Below are 15,200 nucleotides of genomic sequence, written 5' to 3'. Positions count from 1 at the left end.
TATGTACAGCGTACTACGTCAGCAACGATGCAGAAACATTCGTCTATCGCAGAGTGATCTTCGACGGGTCCAATTCAATGCCATAGTGTCGTGCCTTCTTCGAGCCTACATGACCTATCTGATAGTACCTAGCTAGTGAACGTGATGGTAGTACGCTAATGATCTTTGCGTTGAGTTTCGTGACATTGGAGCGAAAGACATCTGCAGCGATCATGCTGCGTTTCTTCAGTCGAACCGAGTCGCTTGCTTCGAAGTCGGGGAATCCCTCTTGTTGAAATCGATTGACCGTTGTCGTAAAGTGATCACTCATATCGTAACCGCTAAGACGCAGACGTCTATCATCGTCCGTCTTGCCCTTCTTGCAGAGCTCAAGGAAGAACCGATAGTAGGCGAATTGCGTCGGGGAGAGCTTTACGTCACGATCTCCTATCGTCAGTATGCCCTTCTTGCCCTTCATCACGATCTGCGGGAGCGCAACTTCGCGAAGCTCACGATTCTCTTCCTGCAACGCAGTGATGCGCGGAAGACCGGTACCGAGTGTCACATCGCGGATCGTCTTTGATGAGAGCTCCGGTTCAACCGTACGGATGAGTCGAAGCGGCACATCGCCGGATTCAGCAAGAAGGATCCAACAGACCTGCATCGACGGTGTACCTGAGGAGATCGCGGCTGTGAGATCAACGCCACTCTTTACATAGGGGGCGAGCAGATCCTTCAGTTTTGGGTAGATCTCGTTGTGATCTGTAGGATCTTCAATATCCAGCGTAACGATCGTGACCTTAGACCGTGGTTCCAGTTTTGCGAGTACCTTTTTCACCGAACCGCCCCCTGCGAGGAAGTCGTGCTTCGAATTCTCACTCTGTGTAGCGATCAAGTAGACCGCATCCGGTTTAAGGCCCGTTACTGCCGTTATGATAGGTCCCTTAGACTCTGAAGCCAAGTTCGTATCTGCCACACCAATGAACGAGAAAAGCACCATCTAACAAGCCCCCTCTACAAAGCGCACGACCCCGTTGACCGTGCCAAAACAAGATGCATATTTGCCAATACGAATTCGATACTCAATGCAAGTTAATGAGGGCATTGTTCGATGGCAACAGTCTCTATCCCGGATCTCCTAAAGGCAGCGGAACGGCCATTGGCGTTGTTTTTGGATGATGCGCTGAGGTCTATCGACGCGAGGTACTTCGATCGATTTGTGCGGCCGTACGTTGCAACAGCATCTCCTGATTATCCAGGCAAGCGGGTCTTCAGTGGTAATGAGAGACTTAGAGACTCCCGGAATCAGGACAAGACAAGCTTCCTCGACTGTGACCTGCTCTTCCTGACGCACTATTTTGAGTTCGCCACGGACTACGAGAGCTGGAGGGACGCGAACGAAAGACCGCTCCCGATGACGAGCATGGGCAAGGTCGAATTCCCAAACCTCACACGTGTGTTCCCTTTCACGCAGAAGGGAATCGTTACGAAGATCGCAGCTGTGCGAGAACTGCGTAACCAATGGTCACATGGCCACACCGACGAAGCGGACGTACATCACCTAAGCATCGACATCTCAAAGCTTCTTGATCTATTCAAAGTAGAGATTCAGCATGTTGTACAAGAGCGACCAGGATCATTCCGGCCAGAAACAAAGCTAGCAGTGGATGGCTACGTTGAGAAGTTGAAGGCAGCGCACAAAGGCGCCCCATCCAGCGAAGAGGGTCCGCAAACGCCTGACACTGCTTTTAGCAGCCACGCGGCAGACGTGGGTGTTGAAGTAAAAAGCGAATTGTCGAATCCCCGATGGTTTATCGGAAACAGGCGCAGAGTGATTGTTAGCACGATTGCCGTTATTGCAGTTGTGGCCTACCTGCTGCTCTCGCGTAGTTCTGGACCGACCGAAACAAGTCAGCCGGTGGGATTGAGTTCGTTGTCGCCGATAACCAAGGGGCTTGTGATCGTGGTGGGACGATTGCCGTCTGTTGAGAAGAGCGAGCTGCTCTCTACTAAAATCGCCGAGACCATCTTCCCATCCGAGGCACGTATACTAATCTCCGCGTTGGTTGGAGATGACAAATGGGTGCGAGACACCGTTGCCGTCGATCGGGAGAGCGTTCGTCATTTTATAGAGCGAGCAACACGTCAATGCGCACCAGTCACGAACATTGATGAGTACTCATTCAGATTTCGTCAAGGCTACAAGGAGTTAATGAATGTAAGGAAGAGCGGCGTTGAGCCAGTATTCGCATACATTGGACAATTGCCGAGTGTTAGCCGTTCCGTATGGAAACAGATTAGCAGTGGCGAAAAGAAAGTATATGAGCCGGGTATGGGGGCTGGATGGACATTGTCAATAAGAACGCAACCATACTTCGTTGTTTGGGGTGCAGTGTCAAGCTTCCATCGAAAAATGATGTTGAGCATGAGCAGCACATACAAATCTCTAAAACCTATTGAATTGACATTATGAAGAAATGGTTCTTCTTGGCGATAGTACCATTCATCCTGAATGCTTGCAGTCATTGCAATGAGGTGCCCTCACTTTATGTGCAGGGGCGGTCACTTATGGAGGTCGATGAACAAGGAGCTCTAGTAAAGCCAAAGTTGAACAGACCTTTATATAAATTCTCACTTGCCAAAAGAGGAGAGTACTTTGATGTTCCCACTGGTGTTCCATTCGAACTGGACGTACCGACTGGCATCGATATGAGTATCTATTCGTTAACGATTGAACAGAAAGACACAGTCACGACTGGATCTACGTGGTATCGCGTTAGTCTTGAAGAGTCGTGTACGCCCTTCATTACTATTGAGGAATCCTGTGAATTGATTAACTGGTATAATCCGTACAGAATCCCAGAAATACGCACAGTCCCAACCACAAAGCAGATCGTGCTTACACCCCTTCTCCGAGATAAGTCGGGTGACATTGTCGGTTACGAGATTCGCTTGGGAAACGCGAACTCTCCTTGTACTCCCAACAGTAGGCAAGCACCATGTTGTTCGCCTGCGCTCGATCGGCTTAATAGGTTCGGTAAGGCATTAGTGTTGAAGTTCTTGCCATCTAACACGAAGGAAAACCCGTACGATCCAACTATCCTCATTGGTGGTGTGATGGAGTAGAATCAGACTGATGAGTTATTTCTTAATCTCAAATCAACAGATTGGACCCCAAAATGAACTATCGACAATATCTAGTGCTTGTGTATGGGTCGCTTGCTATCGCGGGGACTCTGGTCTTGGTTACGTATGTTTCAAGTACCAGATCATGGTTTCATGGCAATATGTTCTCGGGCATAGTTGCGCCAGTAGCTATCGCACTCGGATTGCTCTACGTATGTCTATCAGATGGAAACAAGGACCACGGCCGAAGGCTCATAGGCCAGTTGCAGTTCTTGTTGGCTTGGGTTAATCAATACAAAATCCGTTTAGCAATCCTGGTAGCTGTCGTTGTTGTTCTAACAGTCAGTTACAAGAACCTAGTGGTTCATTCACGCGCGGTCGTGCAGTTGAGTCAAGCGGAACTCAACACGTTGACAGTGACTATAGATAGTCGGAATCAGTATGGAGTAGTAGTTCGAGTTCACAATCCGGAACGATACAAACTCTTACAGCTTGATTGGCATGTTGTCGCGCGAGGAGAAGACGGCACGCTGAATGAGTACAGTAGTCCGTACACCGAAATGTACTTTTTAGAAGACGTGGTTAGCTGGGGCCAATATCTTGGAATGGATCGTTATCAAAATGCGATCTACATTGAATCCGTACGGGTCGTGCATGGGATACGACAACAGGGTGTACTTGATGGGCTATTTTATTTGTGACAACTGACCGTTAATCATGGTTGGCATAGTATGCTCAACCCCCATGCCCCCTCCAACCCACATCTCTGCCCCTTCCTTCTTGCAATGGGCATACTCCGATCATCTATCCAATGCGAATCGTGGGATGTTGGCGGAGTATATCGTGGGGTTGGCGGTGGGTGCAACGGAGAAGCCACGCGTAGAGTGGGACAAGTTTGATCTGGTGACGCCGCATGGTGTTGCGATAGAGGTGAAGTCATCGGCGTATCTGCAATCGTGGGAGCAAAAGAAGCCGAGTACGATCGCGTTTGATATCGCTCCAAAGTCAGGGTGGGATGCGACAACGAACGCATATTCAACGGCGTCTATTAGATCGGCCGATGTCTATGTGTTCTGCGTGTTCGAAGAACTGGATCGACAGAAGGCCGACCCTCTGGATCTCTCGCAATGGTTCTTCCTTGTTTGCGCAACATCGCAGCTCAATGAGTGGTTCGGAGAACAGAAGTCGGTGCGGCTGGGAGTCTTGGAAATGAAGAAGCTGAAGAGGCTCCGGTTTGAGGAGATCGCAGCTGCGGTGGAAGAGGCTGAAACTCCGCGGAGTCATGGGAAGTACGGCGGCGCAGGCGTGGAAGGTAAGGCGACCCATTGTAAGTTGAGAGGTAGGATGTTTGTGGCCATTTGAGTTTCGGAAACATGAGTAAGACCAAACAATCTCGCAGCGGTAGCACCAGAGGGAAAACGGAAGTTTCTATCGTGCGTTCTTCAGCGGCGGAGTATCTGACGTTTGTGGCGGCTGGAGGCGACTCTGAAGCCAGCGTTGAAATGCGCTACGAAGATGAGAATATCTGGCTCACCCAGAAGATGATGGCTACGCTCTACGATGTCTCGGTCCCGGCGATCAACCAGCATCTGAAACGCATTTTCAGCGATAATGAACTGCAGGAAGTTTCAGTTGTTAAGCAGTACTTAATAACTGCGACGGACGGCAAAAATTACCAGACGAAGCACTATAGCCTGCAGGCGATCATCGCGGTCGGTTTCAAGATCGAGAACGAGCGCGCCGTCCAATTCCGCAAATGGGCCAATAGGATCGTCAAGGATTACACGATCCAGGGCTGGACCATGGATGCCGAACGCCTAAAACAAGGCGGCACCCTCACGGATGAGTTCTTTGAACGTCAGCTCGAAAGGATCAGGGAGATCCGACTGAGTGAACGAAAGTTCTACCAGAAGATCACAGACATCTACTCGACTTCCATCGACTACGACGTTACTGCCACATCAACGAAACGCTTCTTCGCCACCGTTCAGAACAAATTGCACTGGGCCATTCATGGCCATACAGCGGCAGAAGTGATCGTCGCACGTGCAAGCGCACAAAAAGAGCACATGGGCCTAACCACATGGAAGGACGCACCGTCCGGTAAGATCCAGAAGTTCGACGTAGGCGTGGCAAAGAACTACCTTACAGAAGATGAGATGGCGCAACTCCAACGCCTAGTGTCTGCCTACCTCGACCTTGCAGAAAGCATGGCGCTACGGAAGATTCCAATGACCATGAACGACTGGGAAACACGCCTCAATCGGTTCATCGCTGCGACTGACTTAGAGATCCTGCAGGATGCTGGTAAGGTAACAGCTGAAATCGCTCAAGCGCATGCAGAAAGCGAATTCGAAAAGTATCGCATCGTGCAGGACCGGTTGTTTGAGTCGGATTTTGATAGACTGTTGGGAATAGCGAATAGCGAATAGCGAATAGCGAATAGCGAATAGCGAATTCATGGGAAGTAAGGCAAATCGCCATAATAGACGAATAGCATTCGAATAGGCGTCATAAATCGCCAATAAAGACGATTAATCGCTATCTCGCCATATCTGACGAAATGCTTTGTCATTATGATCGTTATTCGCCATATTTGGCGACTATGAAGATCGAATCGACCATGACAGATGAGGCGGTGCTTCGGGAGCTGGGTGCACGACTGGAGCGCGAGCGGCTTGCTCGGAACCTGACGCAGGCGGCTCTCGCAGAACGGGCCGGGGTGTCGAAGCGCACGGTTGAGCGATTTGAATCGGGAGAGGTCGGCATGCAGCTCACGGGGTTTCTTCGCATCTGCCGTGCGATGCAGGTTCTGGACGCGCTTGATCTGATCCTGCCCGATGAGAAGCCGAGTCCGATGGAATTGTTGAAGCACAAGGGGAAACGTCGACAGCGTGCGACAACGTCGCGTGAATCCGATCAGCAGCAGAAACCGTGGACGTGGGGAGATGAGTCGTGATCGCCGAGGTGCGACTGTGGGGACGGACGATCGGCGCTGTCACAATGGACGATGATGATACCGTTGCGCGGTTCCAATACGAATCGGACTTCGTGCGCAGTGGCATTGAAGTGTCGCCGATCACAATGCCCTTACACGAGCGGGTCTATACCTTTCCGGCACTTGCGCAGCGTACGTTTCATGGACTTCCGGGACTCCTTGCTGACTCGCTCCCTGACACCTTTGGCAATGCCCTTATCAATGCCTGGCTTGCAACACAAGGTCGCACACCGGCAGAGTTCAGTACCCTTGAACGACTGTGTTATACGGGCAATCGTGGGATGGGGGCGCTGGAGTTCGCACCTGCACAAGGTCCCAGGCAACGCACCTCAACGCCGCTCGCGATCGATGCCCTGGTGCAACTCGCAAGCGACGTACTTCTGCATCGCTCTGCTCTTCATGGATCGATACGCGTTGATGAGGCATCTGCAACCATGCGCGACATCTTGCTTGTGGGAACATCGGCCGGAGGAGCGCGTGCGAAGGCATTGATCGCATGGAACCGGTCGACGAATGATGTGCGCTCCGGTCAAGTCAATGCGGGTGACGGTTATGAGTACTGGCTGCTGAAGTTCGATGGCGTGTCGGGCAATCGCGATAAGGAGCTCGATGATCCAAGGGGCTTTGGGGCTGTCGAGTATGCCTATTCAATGATGGCAAAGGCGGCAGGGATCGAGATGTCGGAATGTCGACTCCTTGAAGAGCATGGTCGACGTCACTTCATGACGCGTCGATTCGATCGCGGTCCTCACGGCGAGAAGATCCACATGCAGTCGCTCTGCGCTCTCGCACACTACGACTTCAACGTTCCCGGCGTCTATTCTTATGAGCAGGCCATGATGGTGATGCGACAGATCGGTTTGTCGGCGGCAGAGCTCGAGCAGTTCTACCGTCGCATGGTCTTCAACATCATTGCACGGAATCAAGATGATCACGTCAAGAACATCGCTTTCCTCATGAACAAACGCGGGGAGTGGTCGCTCGCTCCGGCATTCGATGTTACGTACAGCTATAACCCCTCGGGCGCGTGGACGTCCACGCATCAAATGTCGATGAACGGCAAGCGCGACGGCTTCGTGCTCCAAGACCTTCAAGACTGCGCACGACCTGCACTCCTAAAGCGCGGACGTTGGAAAGAGATCGTCGACGATGTGACCACCGCCGTCCAACGCTGGCCTGAGTTCGCTGCCGAGGCACGGGTTGACGAGAGCATGGCAGGGAAGATCGGGCGCTCACATAGAGAACTCTGAACAGCGAACAGCGAACAGCGAACAGCGAACAGCGAACAGCGAACCCCGTAACCCCGTAACCCCGTAACCCCGTAACCCCGTAACCCCGTAACCCCGTAACCCCGTAACCCCGTAACCCCGTAACCCCGTAACCCCGTAACCCCGTAACCCCGTAACTTCATCCCATGACCAAGAGAACAATCGAAGAACTCAAAGACGCTGTGAATAGTGCCATCAACAGCAATGATGCAGCTTCTTTGATGGAATGCGCAGATGAGCTCGATGCATTGGCTACGTCGGAGGCCGAGGCTGTGGCGCACAACGCTCGCGGTGTGGGTTTTTATGTGCGTGGCAACTACGCCGCGGCGCTCGAGCACTGGCACCGAGCAATGGCGATGCACGAGGAGCTGGGCAACCGCAGCGATGTGGCGCGCGTCACCCTTAACATCGGCAACGTGTACAGCAGCACCGGCAACTACGCAGCGGCGCTGGAGCACTACCACCGCGCTCTGGCAGTGTTCGAGGAGATAGGCAACCGCACCGGCGTGGCAAGCGTCACCCTTAACATCGGCAACGTGCACTTCAGCACCGGCAACTACCCCTCGGCACTCGAGAACTACCACCGCGCTCTGGCAGTGTTCGAGGAGCTCGGTAACAGCAGTAAAGTGGCACGCCTCACAGGCAACATCGGCAACGTGCACTACACCACCGGCAACTACCCCTCGGCACTCGAGAGCTACCACCGCGCTCTGGCAATGCATGAGGAGCTCTGCGAGAGCGGCAGCGTGGCAGCCACCACCGGCAGCATCGGCGTCATGCACTCGAGCACCGGTAACCACGCGGCGGCGCTGGAGCATCTCTACCGCGCGCTGGCAATGCACGAAGAGCTCGGCGAGAGCCGTAGCGTGGCGCTCGTCACCGGGAACATCATTTCTGCGATGTTTGAATCAGGGGAGCACGCAGAAGCTGAGGCTCTGCTGCAAACCATGGACAATATGCAGATCAATGAGCCCGAGATTGTCGTTCAAAGAGAACATCACCGCGCATTGCTTCAAGAGCATCACGGCAACCTTGATGAAGCAAGGGCAACTCTTCGAGCGGCACTGCTGATCGCTCAAGAACACATGCTTGCTGCAAAACAGGCTGGGGTTCGCAAAACTCTGCGCGATCTAGCGTTGAAACAGAATGATCTTGCCGGATACGTGGAACACAACAACGAATACACACGCATCAACGAGGAGATCAACGGCAAAGAGTCAACGCTAAAGATGGCCATGCAGGACAAACAACGCGAGATCGATGCAAAAGATCGTGAGCATGCGCAACACATGGCCGTACTCCATTCCACCTTACCAAAGCATGTAGCAGAGAGGGTGGCACGGGGCGAGGTGGTGAACGACCACTTCGACAATGCCTCGGTGATCTTCTTGGACATTGTGGGCTTCACGGAACTCTCGTCAACGATGTCGTCACAAGACGTGATCACGTTACTCGACAACATCTTTACGCAGTGCGATGCTATCTGCGAGAAGCACGACGTCACCAAGATCAAGACGATCGGTGACAGCTACATGTGTGTGTCGTTCGATAACGTCGTCAACGCAGCACGTTGTGCGCTTGACTTCTTGCACATCGCTCCAACTTCGCACCCGGTTCATTTCCGCATTGGAATTCATATAGGTCCATTAACTGCCGGCGTTATCGGCACGCAACGCATGCAGTATGACGTATGGGGAGACTCGGTCAACGTAGCCTCACGGATGGAAAGTACGAGCGAAGCAGGACGTGTGCATGTGTCCGAAGTGTTTGCTTCGAATCTGAAGAGTAATCAAGAATCAATAATCAAGAATCCAATCTCGGAATCGCACGAAATTCCACTCGTCACTAGTCACTCGTCACTTGTCACTTCTTCAGAGTCACTTGTCACTTCTTCAGAGTCACTTGTCACTATCGAACGAGGATCGTTCGATATCAAGGGCAAGGGCATGATGAAGACGTATTGGTTGGAGAACAGAACTACATGAGAACCTTTGAAGAGATCAAGATCGACATTGATCATGCCAACAGCATCAACGATGCCGTCTCATTGATGAAATGCGCTGATGAGCTCGACGCTCTGGCCACGCCAGAGGCCGAGGCAGCGGCGCACTCCGCACGCGGTGTGGGTTTTGCGCTTGGCAGCAACTACCCCGTGGCGCTGGAGCACTACCACCGCGCTCTAGGCAAATTTGAAGAACTCGGCAACGGCAGCGGTGTGGCAGGCGTCACAGGTAACATCGGCCTCGTGCACATGAACACCGGCAACTACCCCGCGGCGCTCGATCACCTCCACCATGCACTGGCCCTGCACGAAGAGCTGGGCGAGCGCCGTCACGTGGCACGCGTCACCGGTAACATCGGCAACGTGTACGGGAACACCGGCAACTACCCCGCGGCGCTGGAGCACTACCAACGCTCCCTAGACGTGCTCGAGGAGCTGGGCATCCGCAGCGGCGTGGCAGGTGTCACTGGAAACATCGGCATCGCGCACGAAAACACCGGCAACTACCCGGCGGCGCTCGAGCACTACCACCGCGCTCTGGCTATATACGAAGAGCTGGAAGATCGGAGTGGAGTCGCACGCGTCATAGTAGGTATCGGAAACGTGCACTTTCGCACCGGCAACTACCCGTCGACGCTCGAGCACTACCACCGCGCCCTTGCTATTGACAAGGAGCAAGGAGACCGCAGCGGCGTGGCAGCCAGCACCGGTAACATCGGAAACGTGCACAGCAGCACCGGTAACTACCCCGCGGCGCTCGAGCACTTCCACCGCGCATTTGCCCTGCATGAAGAGCTCGGCGACCGCAGCGGCGTGGCGCGCGTCACCAGCAACATCGGTGTCGTGCACTTTCACACCGACAACTACCCGGAAGCGCTCGAGCACTACCACCGCGCTCTCGCAATACACCAGGAGCTAGGCGAGAGCAGCGGCGTGGCAGCTGTCACCATCAACATCGGCTCCGTGCACCAACGCGCCGGCAACTACCCGGCGGCGCTCGAGCACTTCCACCGCGCGCTAGCCCTGCACGAGGAGCTCGGCAGCCGCAGCGGTGTGGCACTCGTCACCTGCAACATCATTACAGCGATGATCGAGATAGGGGAGCACGCCAAAGCTGACGCTCTGCTGCAAACCATGGACGTTTTGCAGATCGATGATCCCGACATTCTGGTTCAAAAAGAGAAGAACCGCGCATCGCTTCAAGAGCATCATGGCAGAATTGGTGAAACAGCGGCAACGCTGAGAGCGGCTCTGCTGATCGCTCAAGAACACACCCTTGCTCCAATGCAGGCTGATCTACATAAAGCTCTGCGCGATCTGGCATTGAAGCAAAGTGATCTTGCCGGATATGTAGAGCACAACAACGAGTACTCTCGCATCACCGAAGAGATCAACGGAAAAGAGGCCACACTGAAGATGGCCATGCAGGAGAAACAACGCGAGATCGATGCAAAAGATCGTGAGCATCAAAAACACATGGCCGTGCTGCACTCAACGCTACCCAAGGACATTGCCGACAGAGTTGCACGCGGTGAGACAGTGAATGATCATCATGAGAATGCGGCGGTCATCTTCCTAGACATCGTGGGCTTCACGCAGCTCTCGGCATCCATGTCATCTCAAGATGTGATCGAACTCCTCGACGATGTCTTCTCCCAATGCGATGCGATCTGCAAACAGCACAACGTCACCAAGATCAAAACGATCGGCGACAGTTATATGTGCGTTGCGTTTGACAGCGTCATCAATGCAGCACATGTTGCAATGGAGATGATGAACATCACTCTCAACGAGTCGCTCAACGAGGCGCTTGCAAAGGCGCTTGAAAAAGAAAAGGCGCTTATAAAGTTCAGGATCGGAATTCACTGTGGGCCCGTGACGGCAGGTGTACTTGGCAAGGAACGCATGCAGTACGATGTGTGGGGAGACACGGTGAATGTGGCCTCACGAATGGAGAGTAGCAGCGAGCCAGGAAGGATTCACATCTCTGAAGCTCTTGCAAAGGCGCTCAACGAGGCGCTTAGCAAGGCGCTCAACGAGGCGTACATAGTGCCAAGAGGCACGATGGACATCAAAGGCAAAGGCATGATGCAGACCTACTGGCTGGAGAGCCCCCTATCATGAGCACACGTACGTTCGAAGAACTCAAAAATGCGGCCACGGATGCTACGAACAGAAGTGATGTTCCTGCGTTGGAGCAATGTGCCGAGGAACTAGCAGCGATCGGCACGCCGCAAGCGATGGAGGTGCGCTCACAGGCACTAGGTTGGGCGAGATTTTCGCGCGGCAATCACAGTGAAGCGTTGGAACATTTTCAACACGCACAACGCACATGCGAAGAGCTTGGCGACAAACCGGGCATTGGCCAAAACATGGGTAATGTTGGCATGGTCCATATCGTCATGGCTAACTACCCGATGGCGCTGGAGAGCCTCGAGTCTGCATTGGCCATCTATGAAGAGCTCGGCGACCGTTCTGGCATAGCGCACATAAATTACAGGATCGGCATGGTGCACAAGTATCAAGGAGACCTGGCTGATGCACTGGAACGCTACCGGCGGACGCTGGCACTCTATGAAGAAATTGACTACGCAGTTGGAGTCGCAAGCGTTTCAGTTAGTCTCGGGAACGTGTACACGATCACTGGCGACTTCGCTGAAGCGTTAGCATGCCACCATCGATCCTTGCAGATCTATGAGGGCATTGGAAACAAGAGAAACGTAGCTGTGAACTACAGCTGTATTGGCACCGTCCTCACAAATACTGGCAACTACCCACAGGCCCTTGAACATTACCATCGCGCTTTGGCCCTCTATGTGGAGATCGGCGATCGGAATGGTGTTGCGGCTATCACTACGCATATCGGCACGTTCTATTCGAGTACAGGCAACTACACGCTTGCACTAGAACACCTCCAGCAGGCCCTAGCACTTCATACGGAGGATGGTAATCGTTTGTACGCTGCCTACGCTACCGGCAACATCGGCAACGTCTATGCACAAATGCAGGACTATGCCTTGGCGCTGGAATACCACCGTCGGTCACATGCACTCGTTACGGAAGTTGGTGCTTCCGGGGACGTGGTGGCCGGTACCTGCAATATCCTTGCGACGCTGGTCGACATGGGGTCGTTTGCCGAAGCTGATGAATTGCTTGCTACACTGTCAACCGTGTCGATCAAAGATCCTAGGCTTCGCGTCGGCATGATGAGATCGCGTGCTTCGATCGAGGCCCATCACTCTGATCTTGACGGAGCCATGCAAACACTTCGTTCTGCGTTGTCGGATGCTCTGAAGCACTCGCTTCATCCGGAGACGGCAACCATCCACAAGCAGCTTCGTGATCTCTGCCAACAGAGAAACGACCTTGCAGGGTACGTAGAACACAACAACGAATTCACGCGTATCACCGAAGATATCAACGGCAAGGACACGGCCACAAAGCTCGCCATCCAGGAGGCGGAACGGAAAATGGCGAAGGAGCGAAGTGAGCATGAAAAGCACCTCGCGATCCTCCACTCAACGCTTCCCAAACATATTGCTGATAGAGTGGCAAGGGGCGAGGTGGTCAACGACCACTATGACAATGTCAGCGTGATCTTCTTGGACATCGTGGGCTTCACCACCATCTCCGACCGCATTCCTTCGGGCCACGTCGTGCACCTGCTCGAGCAGATCTTCACCACACTCGACGCTGTCTGTGGAAAGCACAACGTTGTCAAGATCAAGACCATCGGCGACAGCTACATGGCCGTGTCGTTTGAGAATGTTGTCAACGCCGCCTCATGTGCACTCGACATGATCTCCTCACTCGACGCGCTCGAAATCACCATGCCCCCTGCCCTCGGAGATACATCGTGGACAAAGGACGTGGGCGATATCAAGGTGCGCATCGGTATTCACTGCGGTCCCGTCACGGCCGGCGTGATCGGCACACAACGTTTGCAGTACGATGTGTGGGGGGACACGGTGAACGTTGCAAGCAGGATGGAGAGCACGAGCGAACCAGGAAAGATCCATGTCAGCTCGAGCTTCGCTCTCGCTTTGAAGGGCGAAATGGCGAAAGAGCGAAATGGCAATGCCATGACCCTACACGAACGTGGCTCCATGGAGATCAAGGGCAAAGGTATGATGTTGACGTATTGGTTGGAAGAGAACAGCGAACAGAGAACAGCGAACAGCGAACCCCGTAACCCCGTAACCCCGTAACTCCGTAACTCCGTATCTCGGTATCTCCGTATCTCCGTGTCTCAGCACCTATCCCCCACACCACTTCAACACATCTATCGCACTGCAAACGGTGCGCTCTGCCGGGTCGGCAAAAATAGCGGTGAGTGTTGATCCAAGCTCGGAGCGGACGGTGTTCTGTTCTGCCGTTGTTGTGCATCGTAGGAGTTTGCCGATCCCTTGCACAATGGCTCGTTCGCTGCGATGGTAGTGTTTTCGCGAACCGAGATGGTGTTTGGCAGAACGAAGGAGGAGGTCTAGATCGTCATAGGACTTTAGATCGTACTTGACGAGGAGTAGGCCAACAAGCGCGATGGTGTATTCGATAGCATCGGTGTCTTCGTTGTTGACGATCTCTTCGGCTAGGTTTGCTGCTTCCTGTGTTTCACCAACGGCATACAACGTTCGTATCTGTGCGATCTGTAACTGCAGGGCGATCTTCTTGGACATCTGCGGTCTCACCCTGTTCAGAGTTCTTTGCTCACTCGCAAGAAGAGCACGTGCGTCTCGCTCTCGACCTTCACAATTCATGAGCAAGACCGAGAAGACGATCCATCGTTCATATCGCCATACTTGAATGGTTGGGAGTGAACCAGTGAGTGATACCACACCGACGCGTTTGCGAAGAGAGGTGATGATGTCGGCAAGGCCTTCGGTGATGTTATTGCGAAGCCGAAAGAACATAGCGTTGGTGAACTTGGCAAGATGCAGCGAATCGAAGGGACCAATGGGCAGGTCGAGGACCTCCTCATGCACAAAGGTGTTGTAGTATGGCAGCGCTTTCTCCGGCATCCCCATTGCTTCCCAATAGTCACCAAGGGCAAGGTTGTAAAACGTCCGCGCTGTGTCCGACAGTAACTCGATATCAGGATCGTTGAGAAGGGGCGATACGATCTCTGTTAGTTCGGCTTTCTCGTTGGTCGTTCTAGCGTTGGGACGGTGACGAAGGATGATGCGTTGTTTGAAGTAGATGCCGGCGGTGAACGTATAGTTCTGCATGCATGCAAGTGTGTCTTGTTGCATGGCAAGGAACGACGTGAGGTGGTCGATTGCCGCACGTTCGGTTGAATGGACTCCCGCTCCAAACTCACAGACGATGGTCCAGAATACCTTGAGAAATGCATCGTGAGATAACGCTTCGCTTCTCAAACGCTGGAGGACAACCCGTGCTTGATCGTGCAGCCCCTTGCTTTGCAAAACCTTGTAGTTCTCAACGTGATCAGCGAGATGACTGTCGATGTCTCTACCCGTACCATACATCCGCAAGGCACGCATCACGTTGTTGTAGGTGTACTTTTTTGCGAGGGAGAGATTGCCAAGCATTGGGTGGTTGTTGAGTCGAGCACGGAGTTCGTCATCATCAAACGCCAACTGAGCATTGATCGCATCAAAGAGGACAAGCCACGATGTGTCACGTCCGGACAGAGACGCCACGCGTCGCACATACCGCTTTTCCGACGCTGTGAGCGCGTGCACCAGATCGTAGAGATCAGCCGATGGACTCAAAAGAAGGTCCTCTGAATACTAATAATAAAGCCCCCTATCAAGTCCTAACATACGGCAATGGGGCCTGTCTACGCTGACTGTGAATACGTAATATG

The 15,200-nt window shown here is 53.2% G+C and carries 11 protein-coding genes; 9 read left to right on the top strand and 2 right to left on the bottom strand.

What is annotated here, in order from left to right; translation table 11 throughout:
- Positions 1 to 43: 43 nt before the first annotated feature.
- A complete protein-coding gene (locus tag IPI29_09350; protein ID MBK7412744.1) occupies positions 44 to 979 on the bottom strand; it encodes a hypothetical protein in 936 nt (311 codons plus the stop codon).
- 111 nt (positions 980 to 1,090) lie between these two features.
- Here IPI29_09350 and IPI29_09345 point away from each other — a divergent pair, with 111 nt between their 5' ends.
- The 9 genes from IPI29_09345 to IPI29_09305 all read left to right on the top strand — a co-directional run bounded on the left by IPI29_09345 (position 1,091) and on the right by IPI29_09305 (position 13,581).
- Entirely contained in the window at positions 1,091 to 2,452 is a 1,362-nt protein-coding gene (locus IPI29_09345) for a hypothetical protein (GenBank protein MBK7412743.1), read from the top strand.
- 706 nt (positions 2,453 to 3,158) lie between these two features.
- Positions 3,159 to 3,806, top strand: coding sequence for a hypothetical protein (locus tag IPI29_09340; GenBank protein ID MBK7412742.1), 648 nt, complete (start codon positions 3,159 to 3,161; stop codon positions 3,804 to 3,806).
- Positions 3,807 to 3,849: 43 nt separating this feature from the next.
- Entirely contained in the window at positions 3,850 to 4,467 is a 618-nt protein-coding gene (locus IPI29_09335; GenBank protein ID MBK7412741.1) for a hypothetical protein, read from the top strand.
- Between the two features lie 11 nt (positions 4,468 to 4,478).
- Complete coding sequence (locus IPI29_09330) at positions 4,479 to 5,537, top strand: virulence RhuM family protein (GenBank protein MBK7412740.1); 1,059 nt, start codon at positions 4,479 to 4,481, stop codon at positions 5,535 to 5,537.
- A 173-nt stretch (positions 5,538 to 5,710) separates the two neighbouring features.
- Complete coding sequence (locus IPI29_09325; protein MBK7412739.1) at positions 5,711 to 6,064, top strand: helix-turn-helix transcriptional regulator; 354 nt, start codon at positions 5,711 to 5,713, stop codon at positions 6,062 to 6,064.
- Between the two features lie 44 nt (positions 6,065 to 6,108).
- The gene (locus IPI29_09320) at positions 6,109 to 7,353 is read left to right on the top strand and encodes a type II toxin-antitoxin system HipA family toxin (protein ID MBK7412738.1); all 1,245 of its coding nucleotides are present in this window, start codon (positions 6,109 to 6,111) and stop codon (positions 7,351 to 7,353) included.
- A 164-nt stretch (positions 7,354 to 7,517) separates the two neighbouring features.
- Positions 7,518 to 9,356 carry a tetratricopeptide repeat protein gene (locus IPI29_09315; GenBank protein MBK7412737.1) on the top strand — a complete coding sequence of 613 codons (1,839 nt, stop codon included), beginning with the start codon at positions 7,518 to 7,520 and terminating at the stop codon, positions 9,354 to 9,356.
- On the top strand, positions 9,353 to 11,497 hold the full coding sequence (locus tag IPI29_09310; protein ID MBK7412736.1) for a tetratricopeptide repeat protein: 2,145 nt from the start codon (positions 9,353 to 9,355) through the stop codon (positions 11,495 to 11,497). The genes IPI29_09315 and IPI29_09310 overlap by 4 nt, the downstream gene beginning before the upstream one ends.
- The gene (locus IPI29_09305; protein ID MBK7412735.1) at positions 11,494 to 13,581 is read left to right on the top strand and encodes a tetratricopeptide repeat protein; all 2,088 of its coding nucleotides are present in this window, start codon (positions 11,494 to 11,496) and stop codon (positions 13,579 to 13,581) included. The genes IPI29_09310 and IPI29_09305 overlap by 4 nt, the downstream gene beginning before the upstream one ends.
- A gap of 48 nt (positions 13,582 to 13,629) precedes the next feature.
- Here the strand turns inward: IPI29_09305 and IPI29_09300 are convergent, their stop codons facing one another.
- Complete coding sequence (locus tag IPI29_09300; GenBank protein ID MBK7412734.1) at positions 13,630 to 15,105, bottom strand: hypothetical protein; 1,476 nt, start codon at positions 15,103 to 15,105, stop codon at positions 13,630 to 13,632.
- Between the last annotated feature and the right edge of the window lie 95 nt (positions 15,106 to 15,200).

It is taken from the genome of Ignavibacteria bacterium (assembly GCA_016707005.1).
Classification (GTDB): Bacteria; Bacteroidota; Ignavibacteria; order Kapaibacteriales; family Kapaibacteriaceae; genus UBA10438.
The sequence above is the reverse complement of the archived record's forward strand: the minus strand, read 5'-3'. Positions and strand labels throughout refer to the sequence as shown.

What these genes read in the sequence shown, in the direction of transcription:
- IPI29_09350 (MBK7412744.1), bottom strand. Translation starts at nt 979, where the DNA reads ATGGTGCTTTTCTCGTTCATTGGTGTGGCAGATACGAACTTGGCTTCA.
- IPI29_09345 (MBK7412743.1), top strand. Translation starts at nt 1,091, where the DNA reads ATGGCAACAGTCTCTATCCCGGATCTCCTAAAGGCAGCGGAACGGCCA.
- IPI29_09340 (MBK7412742.1), top strand. Translation starts at nt 3,159, where the DNA reads ATGAACTATCGACAATATCTAGTGCTTGTGTATGGGTCGCTTGCTATC.
- IPI29_09335 (MBK7412741.1), top strand. Translation starts at nt 3,850, where the DNA reads ATGCCCCCTCCAACCCACATCTCTGCCCCTTCCTTCTTGCAATGGGCA.
- IPI29_09330 (MBK7412740.1), top strand. Translation starts at nt 4,479, where the DNA reads ATGAGTAAGACCAAACAATCTCGCAGCGGTAGCACCAGAGGGAAAACG.
- IPI29_09325 (MBK7412739.1), top strand. Translation starts at nt 5,711, where the DNA reads ATGAAGATCGAATCGACCATGACAGATGAGGCGGTGCTTCGGGAGCTG.
- IPI29_09320 (MBK7412738.1), top strand. Translation starts at nt 6,109, where the DNA reads ATGGACGATGATGATACCGTTGCGCGGTTCCAATACGAATCGGACTTC.
- IPI29_09315 (MBK7412737.1), top strand. Translation starts at nt 7,518, where the DNA reads ATGACCAAGAGAACAATCGAAGAACTCAAAGACGCTGTGAATAGTGCC.
- IPI29_09310 (MBK7412736.1), top strand. Translation starts at nt 9,353, where the DNA reads ATGAGAACCTTTGAAGAGATCAAGATCGACATTGATCATGCCAACAGC.
- IPI29_09305 (MBK7412735.1), top strand. Translation starts at nt 11,494, where the DNA reads ATGAGCACACGTACGTTCGAAGAACTCAAAAATGCGGCCACGGATGCT.